Below are 19,527 nucleotides of genomic sequence, written 5' to 3'. Positions count from 1 at the left end.
TCGAAAGCGGGGGCTTCTCCGTACTGAGTTAGCGGTAGTCGCTGTATCCGTAATCGTCCAGCGGCACCGCAGCACCGGTGCTCTGGCCGAAGTCCGGGCTGTAGTACTGATCCTCGTAGGACGGGATCGTGTACGCCGCGGCGCGGGCCTCTTCGGTCGGCTGCACCTGGATGTCCCGGTACCGGGCAATACCGGTACCGGCCGGGATCAGCTTGCCGATGATCACGTTCTCCTTCAGACCCATCAGCTTGTCGCTGCGGCAGTTGATCGCCGCATCGGTCAGCACGCGAGTGGTCTCCTGGAACGACGCCGCCGACAGCCACGAATCCGTGGCCAGCGATGCCTTCGTGATACCCATCAGCACCGGACGGCCGGCCGCAGGCTCGTTGCCCTCGGCGACGACCCGACGGTTCTCCGACTCGAACTCGCTGCGCTCGGTCAGCGATCCGGGCAGGAACTCCGTGGCACCGGAATCGATGATCGTCACGCGGCGCAGCATCTGCCGCACGATGACCTCGATGTGCTTGTCGTGGATCGACACACCCTGGGCCCGGTAGACCTCCTGGACCTCCCGGACAAGGTGGATCTGCACCTCACGGGGGCCCTGCACACGCAGCACCTCGTGCGGATCGGCAGCACCTTCCATGAGCTGCTGACCCACGGTGACGTGGTCACCGTCGGAGAGCAGACGCTCGGAACCGTCGTCGTGCTTGAACACCTTCAGGCGCTGGCGACGGGTCAGCTTGTCGTAGACGACTTCCTCGCCACCATCGTCGGGGACGATGGTGATCTTGTAGAACTTGTCGGTCTCCTCCAGCTGCACCAAGCCGGTGACATCGGCGATCGGGGCACGGTTCTTCGGCACGCGGGCCTCGAACAGTTCCTGCACACGCGGCAGACCACCGACGATGTCGGCGCCACCGGTGACACCACCCTGGTGGAAGGTACGCATGGTCAGCTGCGTACCGGGCTCACCGATGGACTGCGCGGCGACGATACCGACGGCCTCGCCGATGTCGACGAGCTTGCCGGTGGCCATCGAGCGGCCGTAGCACATGGCGCAGACGCCGGTGCCCGTGGTGCAGGTCAGCACGGAGCGGACCTTCACCTCGGTGATACCGGCGGCCAGCAGCGCGTCGATGGCCGGGTCACCCAGGTCATGGCCGCGCTGGATGACGACGTTGCCGTTTGCGTCCACCGCGTCGGTGGCCAGCGTGCGGGCGTACGCCGACGTCTCGATGTGCTGATCGCGGACCAGCGAGCCGTCTTCCTGCTTCTCAGCGAGGGTGACGTTGATACCGCGCTCGGTCTGGCAGTCGGTCTCACGCACGATGACGTCCTGGCTGACGTCCACCAGACGGCGGGTCAGGTAACCCGAGTCGGCGGTACGCAGCGCGGTGTCGGCCAGACCCTTACGGGCACCGTGGGTGTTGATGAAGTACTCCAGCACGGTCAGGCCCTCGCGGAACGAGGACTTGATCGGACGCGGGATGTACTCACCCTTCGGGTTGGTCACCAGACCCTTCATGCCCGCGAGTGTGCGGGTCTGGGTCAGGTTGCCCGTGGCGCCGGACTTCACGATCGTGATGATCGGGTTGTCCTCGGGGTAGTAGGCCTCCAGGGCCTTACCGACCTCTTCGGTGGCCTGCTGCCAGATCTTCACCAGTTCGCCGTTGCGCTCGACATGGTTGAGCTTGCCGCGCTGGTACTGCTTCTCGATGCTCTCGGCTTCGCCCTCGTAGCGCTCCAGGATCTCCTGCTTCTGCGGGGGAACCAGCACGTCGGACATGGAGATGGTCACACCCGAACGCGTCGCCCAGTGGAAACCGGCGTCCTTGAGCTTGTCCACCGTCTGCGCGACGACGATCATCGGGTAACGCTCGGCGAGATCGTTGATGATCGCGGCCTGCGCCTTCTTGAACATCTGCGCGTTGACGAACGGGTAGCCCTTGGGCAGCAGCTCGTTGAAGAGCACGCGACCCAGCGTGGTGTCGGCAATCCAGGCGTCGCCGTATTTCCAGCCCTCGGGGAACAGCTGTGCCTCGACGTCGGCGGACGGACGCTGGTGGGTCAGCCGCACCTTGATCTTGGCGCGCACCGACAGCGCACCGCGGTCCAGGGCCATGATGGCCTCGGCCGGGGAGCTGTACACGCCGGTCTCCGGGGTGTCCGTCGCCGCCGGGGTGTACTCGCCGGTGTCACCGGGGATCTCGGTGGTCAGGAAGTACAGACCGGTCACCATGTCCAGACGCGGCATGGCCAGCGGGCGGCCCGACGCGGGAGACAGGATGTTGTTCGACGACAGCATCAGGATGCGTGCCTCGGCCTGCGCCTCCGCGGACAGCGGAAGGTGCACGGCCATCTGGTCACCGTCGAAGTCGGCGTTGAAGGCCTCACACACCAGCGGGTGCAGCTGGATGGCCTTGCCCTCGACCAGCTGCGGCTCGAAGGCCTGGATACCGAGGCGGTGCAGCGTGGGTGCACGGTTCAGCAGCACCGGGTGCTCGGCGATGACCTCTTCGAGGACATCCCACACCTGGGGACGCTGACGTTCCACCATGCGCTTGGCGCTCTTGATGTTCTGCGCGTGGTTCAGGTCGACGAGACGCTTCATCACGAACGGCTTGAACAGCTCCAGTGCCATCAGCTTGGGCAGACCGCACTGATGCAGCTTGAGCTGCGGGCCGACCACGATGACCGAACGGCCCGAGTAGTCGACGCGCTTGCCGAGCAGGTTCTGGCGGAACCGGCCCTGCTTGCCCTTGAGCAGATCGGACAGCGACTTGAGCGGACGGTTGCCCGGCCCGGTGACCGGACGTCCACGACGGCCGTTGTCGAACAGCGCGTCCACCGACTCCTGCAGCATCCGCTTCTCGTTGTTGACGATGATCTCGGGCGCACCCAGATCGATCAGTCGCTTGAGCCGGTTGTTGCGGTTGATCACGCGGCGGTACAGGTCGTTGAGGTCGGAGGTCGCGAAGCGGCCACCGTCCAGCTGCACCATCGGGCGAAGCTCCGGCGGGATCACCGGCACGGCGTCGAGCACCATGCCCATCGGCGAGTTGCGGTTCATCTGGAACGCCGCGACGACCTTGAGCCGCTTCAGCGCACGCAGCTTCTTCTGGCCCTTGCCGTTCTTGATGGTGTCGCGCAGGCTCTCGGCCTCGGCGTCGATGTCGAAGGTCTCGATGAGCTTCTTGATCGACTCCGCGCCCATGGCGCCCTCGAAGTACTCGCCGTAGCGGTCGATGAGCTCGCGGTAGAGCACCTCGTCCACGATGAGCTGCTTGGGAGCCAGCTTGGTGAAGGTGGTCCAGATCTCGTCGAGACGCTCCAGCTCACGGCCGGCACGGTCGCGCAGCTGGCGCATCTCGCGCTCGCCGCCGTCGCGCACCTTGCGGCGCACGTCGGACTTGGCGCCGTCGCGCTCCAGCTCGGCCAGGTCGGCTTCGAGCTTCTGGGCCCGGGCCTCCAGGTCGGCGTCACGCTGATCCTCGACGGCCTTCTTCTCGACGACCATCTCGGCCTCAAGGGTCGAGAGCTCGTTGTGGCGCATCTCGGTGTCGACCGCGGTGATGACGTAGGCCGCGAAGTAGATGATCTTTTCCAGATCCTTCGGGGCCAGGTCCAGCAGGTAGCCCAAGCGCGACGGAACGCCCTTGAAGTACCAGATGTGCGTGACGGGTGCGGCCAGCTCGATGTGGCCCATCCGCTCACGGCGCACCTTGGCACGGGTCACCTCGACGCCGCAGCGCTCACAGATGATGCCCTTGAAGCGCACGCGCTTGTACTTGCCGCAGTAGCACTCCCAGTCGCGAGTAGGTCCGAAGATCTTCTCGCAGAACAGGCCGTCCTTCTCTGGCTTGAGCGTGCGGTAGTTGATGGTCTCCGGCTTCTTGACCTCGCCGAAGGACCAGTTACGGATGTCGTCCGCGGTCGCGAGACCGATGCGGAGTTCATCGAAGAAGTTGACGTCTAGCACGTAACTCCCTTTCCCCTTGCGGGACTAGATATTTAAGCGAGATCTTCGACAGAGGCAGATTCGTTGCGCGACAGGTTGATTCCGAGGTTGGCAGCAGCGCGCTCCAGGTCCTCGTCGTCTCCGTCTCGCATCTCGATCGCCGCGCCGTCCGAAGACAGCACCTCGACGTTCAGGCAGAGCGACTGCAGCTCCTTGAGAAGCACCTTGAACGACTCCGGGATACCGGGTTCGGGGATGTTCTCGCCCTTGACGATGGCCTCGTACACCTTGACGCGACCCACCGTGTCGTCGGACTTGATGGTGAGCAGCTCCTGCAGCGTGTAGGCCGCACCGTAGGCCTGCATGGCCCAGCACTCCATCTCGCCGAACCGCTGACCACCGAACTGCGCCTTACCACCGAGCGGCTGCTGGGTGATCATCGAGTACGGACCGGTCGAGCGGGCGTGGATCTTGTCGTCCACCAGGTGGTGCAGCTTCAGGATGTACATGTAGCCGACCGTCACCGGGTACGGGAACGGCTCGCCGGAACGACCGTCGAACAGCTCGGCCTTGCCCTGCGCGTTGACCATGACGTCGCCGTCGCGGTTGGGCAGCGTCGAGCCGAGCAGGCCCTCCAGCTCCCCTTCCTGGGCACCGTCGAACACCGGGGTGGCCACGATGCTGTCGGCCGGAGCGGACAGCATGCCCTCGGGCAGTTTGGCTGCCCACTCGGGTGAGCCCTCGATGTTCCAGCCGGCCTTGGCCACCCACCCGAGGTGGGTCTCCAGGATCTGGCCGATGTTCATACGACGCGGCACACCGTGGGTGTTCAGGATGATGTCCACCGGGGTGCCATCGGGCATGAACGGCATGTCCTCGATCGGCAGGATCTTGCCGATGACGCCCTTGTTGCCGTGGCGTCCGGCGAGCTTGTCACCGTCGGAGATCTTGCGCTTCTGGGCCACGTAGACGCGGACCAGCTCGTTGACGCCGGCGGGCAGCTCGTCGTCATCCTCGCGGGAGAACACGCGGATGCCGATGACCTTGCCCGACTCGCCGTGGGGCACCTTGAGCGACGTGTCGCGGACCTCGCGGGCCTTCTCACCGAAGATGGCACGCAGCAGACGCTCCTCCGGGGTCAGCTCGGTCTCACCCTTCGGGGTGACCTTGCCGACCAGGATGTCGCCGTCGCGGACCTCGGCGCCGATGCGGATGATGCCGCGCTCGTCGAGATCGGCCAGCACCTCATCGGAGACGTTCGGAATGTCCCGGGTGATCTCCTCGGCGCCCAGCTTGGTGTCGCGGGCGTCGATCTCGTGCTCCTCGATGTGAATCGAGGTGAGCACGTCCTCTTCGACCAGACGGCTGGAGAGGATGATCGCGTCTTCGTAGTTGTGACCCTCCCACGGCATGACGGCGACGAGCAGGTTCTTGCCCAGCGCCATCTCACCGTTCTCGGTGCACGGACCATCGGCCAGCACCTGGCCGGCCTCGACACGCTGTCCGGTGTCCACGATCGGGCGCTGGTTGGCGCACGTGCCGTGGTTGGACCGGGCGAACTTGCGCATCCGGTAGGTCTGGCGCGAGCCGTCGTCGGCCATCACGGTGATGTAGTCGGCCGAAACCTCTTCGATCACACCGGTCTTGTCGGCGACAACCACGTCACCGGCATCGATGGCGGCACGCAACTCCATACCGGTACCGACCAACGGGGCCTCGCTGCGGACCAGCGGAACCGCCTGGCGCTGCATGTTGGCACCCATCAGGGCACGGTTGGCGTCGTCGTGCTCGAGGAACGGGATCATCGCCGTCGCGACCGACACCATCTGGCGCGGCGAGACATCCATGTAGTCCACGTCGGTGGCGGAGACGAACTCGACCTCGCCGCCCTTACGGCGAACCAGGATCTTCTCTTCGGTGAACCGGCCGTCGCCGTCCAGCGGCGAGTTGGCCTGCGCCACGATGTGGCGGTCCTCCTCGTCGGCGGTCAGGTAGTCGATCTGGTCAGTGACCTGGCCGTCGACCACCTTGCGGTACGGCGTCTCGATGAAACCGAACGGGTTGACCCGTGCGTACACCGACAGCGAACCGATCAGGCCGATGTTCGGGCCTTCCGGGGTCTCGATCGGGCACATCCGGCCGTAGTGGCTGGAGTGCACGTCGCGGACCTCAAGGCCGGCACGCTCACGGGACAGACCGCCGGGGCCCAGCGCCGACAGACGACGCTTGTGGGTCAGACCCGACAGCGGGTTGTTCTGGTCCATGAACTGCGACAGCTGGCTGGTGCCGAAGAACTCCTTGATCGCCGCCACGACGGGACGGATGTTGATCAGGGTCTGCGGCGTGATCGCCTCGACGTCCTGGGTCGTCATGCGCTCACGCACGACACGCTCCATACGCGACAGGCCGACCCGGATCTGGTTCTGGATCAGCTCGCCCACGGTACGCAGACGACGGTTGCCGAAGTGGTCGATGTCGTCGACCTCGACGGGCACCTCGACGCCGCCGGGAGCGGTCATCGAGGTCTGGCCCTCGTGCAGACGCACCAGGTACTCGATCGTCGCGACGACGTCCTCTTCGGTCAGCGTCGAGTTGGTGATCGGCTGGCCGGCGTTCAGGCCCAGCTTCTTGTTGACCTTGTAGCGGCCGACGCGAGCCAGGTCGTAGCGCTTCTCCTTGAAGAACAGGTTCTCCAGCAGGGTCTGCGCGGACTCCTTGGTCGGCGGCTCGCCCGGGCGCAGCTTCCGGTAGATGTCCAGCAGCGCCTCATCGGTACCGGCGGTGTTGTCCTTCTCCAGCGTGCCCATCATGATCTCGGAGAAGCCGAAGCGCTCGGTGATCTGCTCGTTGGTCCAGCCGAGCGCCTTCAGCAGCACGGTGACCGGCTGGCGGCGCTTGCGGTCGATGCGGACGCCGACGGTGTCGCGCTTGTCGACGTCGAACTCCAGCCACGCACCGCGGCCCGGGATGACCTTGACGCTGTGCAGGTCCTTCTCGGTGGCCTTGTCGATCGACGAATCGAAGTACACGCCCGGCGAACGGACCAGCTGGGACACCACGACACGCTCGGTGCCGTTGATGATGAAGGTGCCCTTCTCGGTCATCATCGGGAAGTCACCCATGAAGACCGTCTGGCTCTTGATCTCACCGGTGTTGTTGTTGATGAACTCGGCCGTGACGAACAGCGGAGCCGCGTACGTCATGTCCTTGTCTTTGCACTCGTCCACCGGCGCCTTGACTTCGTCGAAGCGCGGGTCCGAGAAGCTCAGCGACATCGAGCCGGAGAAATCCTCGATCGGAGACAGTTCGGCGAGTACTTCCTCCAAGCCTCCGACCGGGTTCACGTCGCCGCGGTCGACCGCCTTCGTCCGCCACCGGTCCGAACCGACCAGCCACTCGAAAGAGTCGGTCTGAACGTCAAGGAGCCCCGGAACCTCGAGAGGCTCACGGAGCTTGGCGAAGGAAATTCGGTTCGGCGCTCCCGGAACGGAGCTATTAGTGGAATCTGACTTGCTCTGGCTCGAGACTGCCAAGATGCACCCTTCCAGCTATATCTGCATCGGTTTGGCTGGCTCTCAAGCCCGAGTCTTCGAAGAACCACGGCACGCGTCTAGATCGCTGAGCAGGGCTCAGGCTAGGTCACGATGTCAGGTGCAGTGAAGGGTGGGCAGGATGCAGCCAGCGCAACGTCCGATACTAGCGCAAGACGGCGCATTCCTCAACCACCGCATGTAGAAGGTGAACCGGGCGCTGGCTGGCGACTCGATCGTGTTCAACCCCTCCTACATTGCTGAAAAACAGACTGGCCCGTTTGCCGCCTTCCGTCAAGAGATAGAGCCGTGTCGGCTGTGGATTTTCCGTCCACGAGCAGTGATCCAGCGGTATTCGGGGTCACCGCGGGGTCCCATCCGGTCGGCGGCCACGCAATGTCGCCGTGCAGGCAACAAAAAACCGCCCGAGCCGAGGCTCGGGCGGTTTCTCGCGGGCTGAAAGTGCTATTCCTTGGCGACGGGAATGGACGTCGTCGGGGTGTCGTCCTCGTGGGCGTGCTGGCGCGAGACGTGACCGGGCTCGTGCGCCTGGTACTTGTGCGTGCCTTCGAGGTCGTCGCGGATGGCTTCCTGGGCGGCCGGGGGCAGGGTGTGCAGGATCTCGCGCACCCGGGCCTGCCGACGACCCACAGCCTTACGCTCGGGCATACCGGGAGTGGCCATCAGCTGCGGGGGCACACCCTCGATCTCCTCGACACCACCGTCATGCTGACCGGCCTCCATCATGGCCTGCTCGGCCGCGGCGGTGGCTTCGTCCTTCTCCTCCGACATACCGATCGGCCCGATACGCCGACCGTTGAGGAACTGCTTCACGACGGGCTCCTCGCTGGTCAGCAGCACCTCGCGGGGCCCGAACATGACCAGCTTCTTGCGGAACAGCATGCCGATGTTGTCCGGCACCGTGCGGGCGATGTTGATGTTGTGCGTCACGATCAGCACGGTCGCGTCGATCTGAGCGTTGATATCGATCAACAGCTGCGACAGGTACGCGGTACGGACGGGATCCAGACCGGAGTCCGGCTCGTCGCACAGGATGATCTTGGGGTCGAGCACCAGGGCGCGGGCCAGGCCGGCGCGCTTGCGCATACCGCCGGAGATCTCACCGGGGAACTTGTGCCCGTCATTGGGCATACCGACGAGCTCGAGCTTTTCCATCACGATGTTGCGGATCTCGGACTCGGACTTCTTGGTGTGCTCGCGCAGCGGGAAGGCCGTGTTGTCGTAGATGTTCATCGATCCGAACAGGGCGCCGTCCTGGAACAGCACACCGAACAGGGTGCGGATCTCGTAGAGCTCCTTGGCCGAGCACTCCAGGATGTTGGTGCCGTCGATGACGATCGAGCCGCGCTCAGGCCGCAACAGGCCGATCAGCGACTTCAGGAACACCGACTTACCGGTACCCGACGGGCCCAGCAACACGCTGACTTCACCCTCGGGAACCGTCAACGTGACGTCTTCCCAGATCTTCGACGATCCGAAAGACTTACTCAGTCCGGTCACGTCGATTTGGACGCCCATACAGGTTCCTTCCGCTCACAGCACCACCGCGCCACCTGCTGCACCCGCCTGTGGCTTGAGTCACTGTAACCTACACAGTTTTTCAGCAACGACGAACCGCACACTGGATGGCCCCACAGACGACTGTGGGCCGGGTCGAATTCGACCCGGCCCACAGTGCGCAGAGAACTACTTGACGGTGACCGATGCGCCGGCAGCCTCAAGCTTGGCCTTGGCGTCCTCGGCGGCCTCCTTGTTGACCTTCTCCAGCAGCGGCTTGGGAGCGCTGTCGACGAGGTCCTTGGCTTCCTTGAGGCCCAGGCCGGAAACGATCTCGCGGACGACCTTGATGACGCCGATCTTCTTCTCGCCGGCACCTTCCAGGATGACGTCGAATTCGCTCTGCTCTTCGGCGGCCTCGGCAGGCGCGCCACCGGCGGCGGGGCCGGCGGCAACGGCGACGGGAGCGGCGGCGGTGACGTCGAAGGTCTCTTCGAACTGCTTCACGAACTCAGAGAGCTCGAGCAGGGTCATTTCCTTGAACGCGTCGAGCAGTTCGTCGGTGGACAGCTTTGCCATGGTGATTCCTTATCTCTAATGGGTGGTGGTGGTTTTGGTCAGGCGGCGTCTTCGCCGGCCTTCTTCTCTTGCAGAGCTGCAGCCAGGCGGGCGATCTGCGACGCGGGCGCCACGAACAGCGCTGCGGCCTGGGACTGCTTCGCCTTCATCGCGCCGGCCAGCTTGGACAGCAGGACCTCACGCGATTCCAGATCGGCGATGCGCTCGACTTCGCCCACGGACAGCGCACGGCCGTCCATGTAGCCGCCCTTGACGACCAACGCCTTGTTGTCCTTGGCGAACTTCTTGATCGCCTTGGCGGCGTCGACGGGCTCACCGCTGATGAACGCGATGGCGGTCGGACCGGTGAACAGGTCGTCGAGACCCTCCACGCCGGCCTCGGCCGCTGCACGCTTCACCAGGGTGTTCTTGGCAACGGTGTAGGTCACACCGTCGCCCAGCGACCTGCGCAGCTCGGCAAGGTTGGACACCTTCAGGCCGCGGTACTCGGTGACGACGGTGGCCGTCGCCTCCTTGAACTTCTCGGCGATGTCGGCGACCGCGGTGGCCTTTTCAGCCTTGGCCATGCTTGCCTCCTCGTAATGGTTGGGACGTCCACCAACCATCGGGGGCAAAGGGCCGAGAAAACACGAACGCCCCGACACAGACAGGTCGGGGCGCGCAAGAATGCTCTACCTCGTCCTCCTGCGTGGGCCGCCCGGGTGATCCGGGACCTTCAACCGATTACTCGGTGACCGACGGTCTTCGGTGGAACCCGGAAAGAATAGCCTGCCGCAGCCCGATCGGCCAAAACGAGGCGGTACGCGCGGAACCGCGTAGGTTCGACGGTGACACCCACTGACCTTGGTTAAGGAGCGAAATCGATGAGTCTGTACGCGGTAGTTGATCCGGCGACCGGCGATGTGGTGAAGGAATATCCCACCGCCACCGACGACCAGATCGAGGCGGCGGTGTCGGCGGCGGCCACGGCGTACAAGGAGTGGTCGAAGACCACCACGGTCGCCCAGCGCGCCGAGTTGATCCGCAAGGTCGCCGCCCTGCACAACGAGCGCAAGGACGAACTGGCCAAGATCATCCAGCGTGAGATGGGCAAGCCGCTGGACCAGTCGGTCGGCGAAGTCGAGTTCAGCGCCTCGATCTATGAGTTCTACGCCGACAACGCCGAGAAATTCCTCGCCGACGAGCCGATCGACCTGCTCGACGGTGAGGGCAGCGCACTGATCCGACGCGGCCCGGTCGGGGTGCTGCTGGGCATCATGCCGTGGAACTACCCCTACTACCAGGTGGCCCGCTTCGCCGGCCCGAACCTGGTGTTGGGCAACACCATCGTGCTCAAACACGCACCGCAGTGCCCCGAATCCGCCGCGGCGCTGGCCCAGATCTTCACCGACGCCGGCTATCCCGAGGGCGCCTACGTCAACGTCTACGCCACCAATGAGCAGATCGCCGACGCCATCGCCGACCCCCGCATCCAGGGGGTGTCGCTGACCGGTTCGGAGCGCGCCGGCGCCGCAGTCGCCGAGATCGCCGGACGCAACCTGAAGAAGGTCGTGCTGGAACTCGGCGGCTCCGATCCGTTCATCCTGCTGTCCTCCGACGACCTGGACGCCACCATCGAGGCGGCCGTGGACGGGCGCTTCGAGAACACCGGGCAGGCCTGTAACGCGGCCAAGCGGATCATCGTCGCCGAGGGCGTCTATGACGAGTTCCTCGACAAGTTCACCGCCAAGGTGCTGGCCAAGGCCGACGGGCTGGCCCCGCTGTCCTCGGTGGCCGCCGCCGAGCGCCTCGAGGAGCAGGTCCAGCGCGCCGTGGCCGCGGGTGCCGCGCTGACCTCCGAAGGCGAGCGCAACGGGGCGTTCTTCCCGCCCGGGGTGCTGACCGGATTGTCCCCGGATTCGCCGGCGGCCAAGGAGGAACTGTTCGGACCGGTGGCCACCGTCTACAAGGTCGCCGACGAGGACGCCGCGGTCGAGCTGGCCAACGACACCCCGTTCGGGCTGGGCTCCTACGTCTTCACCACCGACCCCGAGCAGGCCAAGCGGGTCGCCGACAAGATCGAGGCCGGCATGGTGTTCGTCAACGCCGTCGGCGCCGAAGGCGCGGAACTGCCCTTCGGTGGCGTGAAGCGTTCCGGTTTCGGCCGCGAACTCGGCCGCTTCGGCATCGACGAGTTCGTGAACAAGAAACTCATCCGCATCGCCAAGTAGCTCACCGCACCAGGGCGGCGGCGCCGACCAGTCCGGCGTCGCCCCCGAGGTCGGCGGGCACCACCCGCAGATCGCGGATGAACGTCAACCCGGTGTGGCGCGTCAGCGCCTCACGCAAGGGGCCGAACAGCACCTCACCGGCGTTGGCCACCCCGCCGCCGATCACCACCAGATCGAGATCGCAGACCGCCGCCGTGGAGGCGATCACCGCGGCCAGCGCCGTGGTCCCCCGCCGGAACGCCGCCAGCGCGACCGCATCGCCGGCCTTGGCCGACGCCGCAAGGTCTTTGGCGTCCGCGCCGGTCCAGCCCTGCTGCTGCGCCCACCGCGTCATCCGCGGACCCGATGCAAGCGTCTCCACGCAGCCGTGCCCGCCGCACACGCAGGGCTCTCCGTCGGCGTCGGCGACCATGTGACCGACGTGCCCGGCGTTGCCGGTGCGCCCGTCATAGGGGACGCCGTCGAGCACCAGGCCGCCGCCGATCCCGGTGGACACCACCATGCCGAGCATGAACTGCGCTCCCCGGCCGGCCCCGCGCCAGTGTTCGCCGAGCGCCATGCACAGCCCGTCACCGCCGAGCCGCACCGGCAGGCCGGTCAGCTCTGCGACCCGCGCGGCGATCGGAAAGTCCTGCCAGACAGCAATATTGACCGGGCTGATGGTGCCGGCATGAAGCGCCACCGGCCCGGCCGACGCGATGCCCACCGCACGCACAGGCGCCACCGACCGTGCCTGCCCGATCAGATCCGCGGTCACCCGCCAGGCGGCTTCGGCGGAGTCCCGCGGGGTGGGTAGCTGGAACCGCTGCAGCACGGTGCCCTCATCGTCGACGATGCCCACGGCGATCTTGGTGCCGCCGATGTCGAGCGCCAATACGGTCCCCATCAGTGTGTGTGGGTGTTGTCGGGCTGGCGAGGATCACCGGGATGCTCATAGCCGGGTGAGAGCTCGACGAGTTCGGCGCACCGCGCGTCGAGCCACAGCCGGAAGGCCCGGCGCCGCGCCGCCGCCCCGAGGTGTGCGGCGATCAGCGGGCGGGCCCTGGCGAAGTCCGCGACGCCGGTCCGGCGGGCCGCGAACCGGCCGGGGTTGCGCCGGTGGTAGGCGACGATCTCGATATCGGTGACGCCCACCCCGGCGGTGACGCGGGCGAACGCGGCCCGGCCCGCCTCGGTGGCCAGCACCGCCGCGGCGATGCTGCCGATCTCCAGCCGCGCGGCCATGTCCGGCAGCACGTCCTCGAGATCCGGAATCTGTTCGGCACCAGAGTTTTCCAGCGCCACCACCCGTTCCGCGGTCACCAGCTGGGTGAGCCAGCGCCGCAGCTGACGGCCCTCGCTGGTGCCTGGGCGCGGCAGTGCCGAGGCCATGTTGCCGGCCCGCAGCAGGCGTTCCCGTTCGTCGATCTCGGCGACGGTGACCACCTGGCCGGCCACCAGTGCCGCGGTCACGTGACCACCACCGCCACCGCAGGCGAGTAGACGAGCTTCCCGGCGCAGGCCACCCGGATCAGTGCCCACCACGTTCCGGGCTGCACCCACGGCGGCGGCGCGACCTCGAAGTCGATCCGCGCGGTCCCACCGGCGGGCAGGTCGGCCCCGGTTGCCGCCGGGCCCAACCACTCCCAGGTCCCCCACGGGCTGATCAGGTGTGCTTCGGCCGCCAGGTCGGCGCGGGCATCGGTGCCGACGGTGACACCGAGGCGGGCCGTCTGGCCCGCGCGCACCCGCACCTCGGTCGGGCCGGCCACCAGCCGCAGTATCTCGGCATCTTCGGCGTCGCCCACCCGGACGGTGCAGACATCCTCGACGACCTGGCGCCAGGACGGCGGCAGCCCACCGCGCCCGTTGAGCGCGAGTTCGACCCGGATCGGGTACAGCCCCGGCGGCTGCCCAGCCGGTATCGCGACGGTGGCGTCGGTGTCCAGGTAGTCCCCCGGCGGCAACACGAACGGCAGCTCCGCGGTCGCGGCGTTCCAGCCGGGCGGGCAGATCAGCCTGAGCAGACCGTGGACCGGGGCATCGGTGCAGTCGCTGGCCACGGTCAGCCGCAGGCGCACCTGCTCGCCGGCTTCGCCCTGCAGCTGGTGCGGATGCAGGTGGGCGACGGCGGGCAGCCCGCCCAGCGGCGCGGGGCCGCGGTTGTGCAGCCAGTAGCGGGCGTACAACGGCTGTGCCGCTTCGGCTTCCGGTGCGAGCTGCTCGTTGTCGGCGTTGAGGATCTTCACCGCATCCAGGTGGGTCAGCATGGTGGCGATCTGATAGCCGTGCAGGGTGAATCCGGCGCTGCGGTCCAGGCGGCGCTCCAGCAGATCGGCCGGAAGCAGCGGGGCGACCGCGCTCAGGCCGGAGCGGACCACGAACTGCGTGGTACGCCCGTGTGTTTCGACGATGCGCAGGGCCACCGAGGCCGGGTCGACGGTGTCGGCGCTGCCCGCCGCGATGGGGTTGCCCGCGGCCTTGAGCGCACCGAGTTGCACTCCCCCACCGGCGGAGTCGACGTCGAGCAGCGCCCCGTGCGAGGGCAGCCCGTCGGTTCCGGCCCGGCGGTTGAGCACCGCGAGCAGCGGGTGCGAGAACGCGGCACTGCGGCTGGGGATCTCGCTGTCGCGCCAGTCGCCCTCGTCGGCGACGATGGCGTAGTCGAAGGTGTGCGTCCAGTGCTGGAGTTGGAAATTGGAGCCGTCGGGCGCGGTGCGCCGCGGCGGGTCGATCCAGGTGCCAGACGGCCAGCCGGTACAGGAGCGCATCAGCGAGGTGTGCAAGGTGCCGTCGGGTTCCACGGCGAAGCCGGGCACCCCCCGGTTCAGCAGCGCCACCGTGGCCGGCTCGAACGGTTCCACGCCGCCATCGGGGTGCTGACGCACCGAGATCTCCGCGTCGCCGATCTCGTCGATGAGTGCCTCGACACCGCCGACGACGATGAGCACCGGCAACGCCCGCGATCCCTTCAGATCGGCACCCGGAACCCACTCGTGGGCCAGCGTCGCCGCCGCGGGCACCCACACCCGCGCGGCGCCGGTGGCGCCGATCTGGCGGTCCAGCTCGGCGCGGTACTCCGGCGCAGTATCCAATACCTTTGCGGCAAAAGCATTCTCGTCGGGATGACCGATGACGATGCGCACATCCGGCAGGTTCGAATCGACCGCCAGGTCGCCGTAGCGCGGGTGTTCGGCGACGCTGCAGGTGGCGGTGACCCCGGCGCGCACCAGCGCGACCATCAGCGCGCGTTCGTCGAACGACGCGTCGGGGGTGACGACCTCGGCGACCGAGACCGCGCGCACCCCAGCCCCGATCCGCACGCGCAGCATGGAGGACAGCCCGAACCAGCCGTAGGCAGGGTTGTCCAGGGTGTGCGGGTGCTCCGCCGAGTCCACGGCGTCCGGGGAACCGTGCCGGTGTAGCAGCCCGAAGCCGCGTCCGATGACGGCGTCACCGACCTCGCTGACCGGCATGGCCCCGGGTACCGGGCACGGCCAGCGCAGCCGCAGGAGCTTGTCGGCTCCGGTGAATTCGTCGATGGTGGTGCGACATTCGACGCGGTCGATGCCGTCCCACAGGGTGAGGGTCTGGGTGTAGCGCAACACGTCGGCGATCCGCCCGGTGATCACCAACCGTTGCCCCAGCGCGCTGCGGTGGGCCTGCACCGTCGCCGGGAACTCCGACGAGCCGATCACCGGCCCCTTGGGCAGCAGATGCCAGGGGCCTTCGCCGGCCTGCGGGTGGGCCGGATACTCGTCGTAGACGGCCAGTTCGTTGCCGACCCGGCCGTCGGCGATGAGCTCGCGGCCGTCGGCGACCAGCGAGCTGACCCCACCGCCGCGGGCCGGGTCGACGGTCAGCGTGTAGTGCGCGTTCGCGATGGTCGCGCCATCGATCTGCTGCCAGCGTGAGCCGTCGGTATCGTCGTCCCACTGGTAGCCCTGCCAGCCCAGCGAACCGATATCGTCGACCCGCCACGTGACGGTGTGGTCCTCGATCAGGGTGGGCAGGGCGGTGCCGTTCATGTCACGTACCACTCCGGAGAACGGTTCGTCCAGGTGTGCGGTCACCATGTCGGTGCGGCCGTGCGCCAACGGATTCCACACCACCACAGCGGAATCCACTGCGCCGGTGAGCAGACGCAGCGCATTGTCGCGGGCGGTGCGCCCGATCTCCCAGGCGTCGCGCCAGCCCGTCAGCAGGTCGAGGTACACCTGGTCGGATTCCGAGCCGGTGATGGCGTCATGGTGGGCGCCGTAGGCCAGCTGCACCCAGGCCTTGGCCAGCGCCGCCTGCGGATAGGTTGCGCCGCCCAGCAATCCGGCGAACACGGCGAACCGTTCGGCTTCCAGCACCGCGTTCTCGGCGGCCCGGTTGGCCTGCTTGGTGTCGATGTAGGAGACATCCTTGCCGGTGTAGATCGGGTTCATGTCGCGGGTCTGCACCGACGCCCGGGCCCCGCGGGTGTCCAGTTCGGTACGCACCGCGGCGAAGAACTCCTTGGGCAGCGCGCAGACGAACCGCGGCCAGGTGTAGCGGCTGTTCCAGTCGCGGTGAATCTCGGTGACCCACTTGTTGGGTGGGGTGTAGTCGGTGCCCACGGGCAGCAGCACGTTACGGGTCAGCGCCACCTGCTTCAGCCCGGCGAACAGCTTGTAGGTCTCGGCCTCCGCGTCGGCCAGCGATGCCGCCGAATCCATCCACCAACCGCCCGCGTAGTGCGCGGGCATGTAGTGGGTCAGCAGTCCCCGGCCCGACGGTGCCGTCCACTCGAACTCGCTGGCGAACTGCATGCGGGTCGGGTCGCCGTCGCCGGCCATCGGGCCCCACTGATGGTGCGGCCCACGCGCCCACGAACTGGAGGTCAGCCCGGCGTCGGCGGCCATCCCCGGGAACTGCGGGTCGTGCCCGAACACGTCGAGCTGCCAGGCGGTGGCCGGGTCACCGCCCAGCACATCGCGCTGAAACCCGATGCCGTGCACAAAGTTCCGGATCGCGGTCTCGGGGCTGGTGAGGTTGGTGTTGGGCTCGTTGTAGGTGCCGCCCATGATCTCGATGCGGCCCTCGCCGATCAGCCGGCGCAGATCGGCGCGTTCCTCGGGGTGGGTGTCCCAGAACGGTTTGAGGTAGTCGACCTCGGCGAGCACGAACTTGTAGTCGGGGTCGCGGCGCGCCATTTCCAGGTGGGCGGTGACGAGGTCGAACGCGTTGGTCTGCCGGCAGGCGCCGGGCGGGTCCTCGGTCCAGACGCTGGTATAGGCGGCCTGGGTGTTCCACCACACCGGGTCGTAGTGGAAGTGGCTGATCATGTGCATCGTCCAGCCGGGTTCGGCGTCGGTGAACGTGAAGGCCGTGTTGCCGATGGCGGCCTCCCGTCGCCGGCCGGGCTCGGGATCGGCGACGGTCATCGGCACTTCCACCGTGGACGCATCCGGGCGGGCGACGGCCTCGCCCTCGATGCCGGTGCCCGTCACCCGCACCGGGGTCGGCGCCGCGCAGTCGGTGTAGGTGATGCGGACCAGTTGCACCGGTGCGTCGGGTGGTCCGACGAACAGGTCCGTCGACTCCGCTCCCGTGACGCGCATCCTGGCACCCTACGTTCGGGCGCCCGCCCTCCGGAGCCGTTCGGCGGCGGTTCGCACCGCGTCGGCCACCTCGACGGGCTCAAGCACCTCGAAATCACAGCCCGGCATGGCCAGGTAGAGCGCCATCACCGCCGGGTCATCGGCGCCGGTGGTCAGGATGCACGAATCGGGTCCGTCCGCTTCGATGTGCACCGATGCCGACGAGAAGGTCTGCGCCACAACATCGCGGGCGGCGAAGTACCGCACACGCGCCACATACCGGTACGGCGAGCTGGTGATGGCGCGCTGCACGTACTGCGCCGCGTCGGGGGCGTCGCGGGGGGTGAAGGTGCTGCCCAGCGCCCGAACGTCGGCCATCCGGTCCAGGCGCAGGCTGCGCCAGTCCTGTTTGTCGCGGTCATAGGTCAGCAGATACCAGCGCCGACCGGTGGTGACCAGCTGATAGGGCTCCAACCGGCGTGCGGTGGCGTTGCCCCGGATATCGGTGTAGCCGGTGTTGACGTGCTCGTGGTCGCGGCAGGCCCGCGCCAGGGTCATCAGCACCTCGGGGTCCACCGGCACGTCCTTGCTGGTCGGGGTCAGCGTCACCGTGGTCTCGTGAACGGCGGCGACCTGCGAGCGCAACCGCGCCGGCATCACCTGGTCCAGCTTGGACAGTGCGCGCAACGCCGACTCCCCCACCCCGGCGACGCTGCCGCCGGCGGCCAGCCGCAGGCAGACCGCCATCGCGACGGCCTCTTCGGGGTCCAGCAGCAGCGGTGGGAGCGCCGCGCCGGCGCCCAGTTGGTAGCCCCCGCCGTGGCCCGTGCTGGCGTGCACCGGATACCCGAGGTCACGCAGCCGTTCGACATCGCGGCGCACGCTGCGGGTGGTGACGGCCAGGCGCTGCGCCAGTTCCTCGGAGGTCCACACCCGCCGGGACTGCAGGAGGCCGAGCAGCTGGAGGATGCGCGCGGTGGTTTCGGACATGTCCACAGTCTGCCGAACTTTTAGGACAGGAACTGTCCTATATGGGTGTCAGAGTGAACTCATGAACACCGACCTCCTCGCCGATCAGCTGGACTTCCACTGGTCCCACCAGCTGCGGCCCCGACTGGACGGCCTCTCCGATGACGAGTACTTCTGGCAGCCGGTGCCCGGCTGCTGGACCGTGCATCCCGACGGCGGCGTCGACTTCGTCTATCCAGAGCCGGAGCCGACACCCTTCACCACTATCGCCTGGCGGCTGGCGCACGTGATCATCGGCGTATTCGCGATGCGCAACCACTCGCATTTCGGCGGCCCGGCCGCGGACTACGAGAGCTGGCCCTACGCCACCGACGCCGCGACCGCGCTGGCCCAGCTGGACACCGAATACCAGCGGTGGACCGCCGGGGTGCGTGCGCTCTCCGATGACGATCTGAACCGCCCGTGCGGACCGGCCGAGGGCCCGTACGCCGATGAACCGATGTCCGTGCTGGTGCTGCACATCAACCGTGAGGTCATCCACCACGGCGCCGAAATCGCTCTGCTCCGAGATCTGTACACCCATATGAAGGAGAACTGATATGCCCGCAATGCCCCCGCCGATCGCCGACGAGCGCGCCGGCCTCAAGGAGTACGTCGCCGCCCAGCAGTACGCGTTTCACGCCATCGCCTTCGGGCTCACCGATGAGCAGGCGCGTTCCGCGCCGTCGGTGAGCTCGCTGTCGATCGGCGGGCTGATCAAGCACGTCACGTCGTGTCAGGCCGGGTGGATGGAACGCGTCGCGGCCGCCCCGGACATGACCGAGGGTGACAAGCGGCCGATGGAGGAGCAGGCCGCCGACTACGGCGACGAGTTCGTCATGGGTGAGGACGAGACGCTGGCCCAGATCCTGGCGAAGTTCGAGGAGCAGAACGCCGAGACCATCCGGCTCATCGAGACCGCGGATCTGTCTGCGGCCGTGCCGATTCCGCAGCACGTGCCGTGGTTTCCGAAGGATGTGCCGGCGTGGTCGGTGCGCTGGGTGATCTTCCACATGATCGAGGAACTGGCCCGCCACGCCGGTCAGGGCGACATCATCCGGGAGAGCATCGACGGCGCGACGCTGTACGAGCTGCTGGCGGGTCTGGAGGGCTGGCCGGCGACCGAGTGGCTGACGCCGTGGGGCACGGAAGCCGTTTCCTAGACGCCCCTTGTT

12 protein-coding genes are annotated in these 19,527 nt (G+C 67.3%); 3 read left to right on the top strand and 9 right to left on the bottom strand.

Going from position 1 to position 19,527, the window contains the following annotated elements; genetic code table 11:
* Positions 1–28 precede the first annotated feature (28 nt).
* From C6A86_RS04565 to rplJ, 5 genes are all read right to left on the bottom strand, one after another.
* Positions 29–3,982, bottom strand: a complete 3,954-nt coding sequence (locus C6A86_RS04565) for a DNA-directed RNA polymerase subunit beta' (RefSeq protein ID WP_105363854.1) — start codon at positions 3,980–3,982, stop codon at positions 29–31.
* Between the two features lie 32 nt (positions 3,983–4,014).
* Positions 4,015–7,509: a DNA-directed RNA polymerase subunit beta gene (locus C6A86_RS04560; protein WP_105363855.1), complete on the bottom strand. Its 3,495-nt coding sequence runs from the start codon at positions 7,507–7,509 to the stop codon at positions 4,015–4,017.
* A 447-nt stretch (positions 7,510–7,956) separates the two neighbouring features.
* Entirely contained in the window at positions 7,957–9,030 is a 1,074-nt protein-coding gene (locus C6A86_RS04555) for an ABC transporter ATP-binding protein (protein ID WP_105363856.1), read from the bottom strand.
* A 168-nt stretch (positions 9,031–9,198) separates the two neighbouring features.
* Positions 9,199–9,588 carry a 50S ribosomal protein L7/L12 gene (gene rplL, locus C6A86_RS04550; protein WP_105364158.1) on the bottom strand — a complete coding sequence of 130 codons (390 nt, stop codon included), beginning with the start codon at positions 9,586–9,588 and terminating at the stop codon, positions 9,199–9,201.
* 38 nt (positions 9,589–9,626) lie between these two features.
* Positions 9,627–10,154 (bottom strand): 50S ribosomal protein L10, encoded by a 528-nt coding sequence (gene rplJ, locus C6A86_RS04545; RefSeq protein WP_105364157.1) that lies wholly within the window; start codon positions 10,152–10,154, stop codon positions 9,627–9,629.
* Positions 10,155–10,451: 297 nt separating this feature from the next.
* On the opposite strand from rplJ, the gene C6A86_RS04540 reads away from it, so the two are divergent.
* A complete protein-coding gene (locus C6A86_RS04540; protein ID WP_105364156.1) occupies positions 10,452–11,798 on the top strand; it encodes an NAD-dependent succinate-semialdehyde dehydrogenase in 1,347 nt (448 codons plus the stop codon).
* A gap of 1 nt (position 11,799) precedes the next feature.
* Here the strand turns inward: C6A86_RS04540 and C6A86_RS04535 are convergent, their stop codons facing one another.
* The 4 genes from C6A86_RS04535 to C6A86_RS04520 are packed head-to-tail and all read right to left on the bottom strand — an operon-like array spanning position 11,800 to position 18,334.
* Positions 11,800–12,684, bottom strand: a complete 885-nt coding sequence (locus C6A86_RS04535) for an ROK family protein (RefSeq protein ID WP_105364155.1) — start codon at positions 12,682–12,684, stop codon at positions 11,800–11,802.
* On the bottom strand, positions 12,684–13,250 hold the full coding sequence (locus tag C6A86_RS04530) for a malonyl CoA-ACP transacylase (RefSeq protein ID WP_105364154.1): 567 nt from the start codon (positions 13,248–13,250) through the stop codon (positions 12,684–12,686). The genes C6A86_RS04535 and C6A86_RS04530 overlap by 1 nt, the downstream gene beginning before the upstream one ends.
* The gene (locus tag C6A86_RS04525; RefSeq protein WP_105364153.1) at positions 13,247–17,365 is read right to left on the bottom strand and encodes an NEW3 domain-containing protein; all 4,119 of its coding nucleotides are present in this window, start codon (positions 17,363–17,365) and stop codon (positions 13,247–13,249) included. Before C6A86_RS04525 ends, C6A86_RS04530 begins: the two co-directional genes overlap by 4 nt.
* A gap of 9 nt (positions 17,366–17,374) precedes the next feature.
* Positions 17,375–18,334, bottom strand: coding sequence for a YafY family protein (locus C6A86_RS04520; protein ID WP_105364152.1), 960 nt, complete (start codon positions 18,332–18,334; stop codon positions 17,375–17,377).
* A 61-nt stretch (positions 18,335–18,395) separates the two neighbouring features.
* Here C6A86_RS04520 and C6A86_RS04515 point away from each other — a divergent pair, with 61 nt between their 5' ends.
* Entirely contained in the window at positions 18,396–18,911 is a 516-nt protein-coding gene (locus tag C6A86_RS04515; RefSeq protein WP_105364151.1) for a DinB family protein, read from the top strand.
* 1 nt (position 18,912) lies between these two features.
* Positions 18,913–19,515, top strand: coding sequence for a DinB family protein (locus C6A86_RS04510; protein WP_105364150.1), 603 nt, complete (start codon positions 18,913–18,915; stop codon positions 19,513–19,515).
* Positions 19,516–19,527: the final 12 nt, after the last annotated feature.

The organism is Mycobacterium sp. ITM-2016-00316, assembly GCF_002968335.2.
Taxonomy (GTDB): domain Bacteria; phylum Actinomycetota; class Actinomycetes; order Mycobacteriales; family Mycobacteriaceae; genus Mycobacterium.
Note: the sequence above shows the minus strand (reverse complement) of the source record. Positions and strands in the feature narration are given on the sequence as shown.

Bases quoted from the DNA above. Each gene is read 5' to 3' on its own strand.
- C6A86_RS04555 (WP_105363856.1), bottom strand. From the start codon at position 9,030: ATGGGCGTCCAAATCGACGTGACCGGACTGAGTAAGTCTTTCGGATCG.
- rplL (WP_105364158.1), bottom strand. From the start codon at position 9,588: ATGGCAAAGCTGTCCACCGACGAACTGCTCGACGCGTTCAAGGAAATG.
- rplJ (WP_105364157.1), bottom strand. From the start codon at position 10,154: ATGGCCAAGGCTGAAAAGGCCACCGCGGTCGCCGACATCGCCGAGAAG.
- C6A86_RS04540 (WP_105364156.1), top strand. From the start codon at position 10,452: ATGAGTCTGTACGCGGTAGTTGATCCGGCGACCGGCGATGTGGTGAAG.
- C6A86_RS04535 (WP_105364155.1), bottom strand. From the start codon at position 12,684: ATGGGGACCGTATTGGCGCTCGACATCGGCGGCACCAAGATCGCCGTG.
- C6A86_RS04525 (WP_105364153.1), bottom strand. From the start codon at position 17,365: ATGCGCGTCACGGGAGCGGAGTCGACGGACCTGTTCGTCGGACCACCC.
- C6A86_RS04520 (WP_105364152.1), bottom strand. From the start codon at position 18,334: ATGTCCGAAACCACCGCGCGCATCCTCCAGCTGCTCGGCCTCCTGCAG.
- C6A86_RS04515 (WP_105364151.1), top strand. From the start codon at position 18,396: ATGAACACCGACCTCCTCGCCGATCAGCTGGACTTCCACTGGTCCCAC.
- C6A86_RS04510 (WP_105364150.1), top strand. From the start codon at position 18,913: ATGCCCGCAATGCCCCCGCCGATCGCCGACGAGCGCGCCGGCCTCAAG.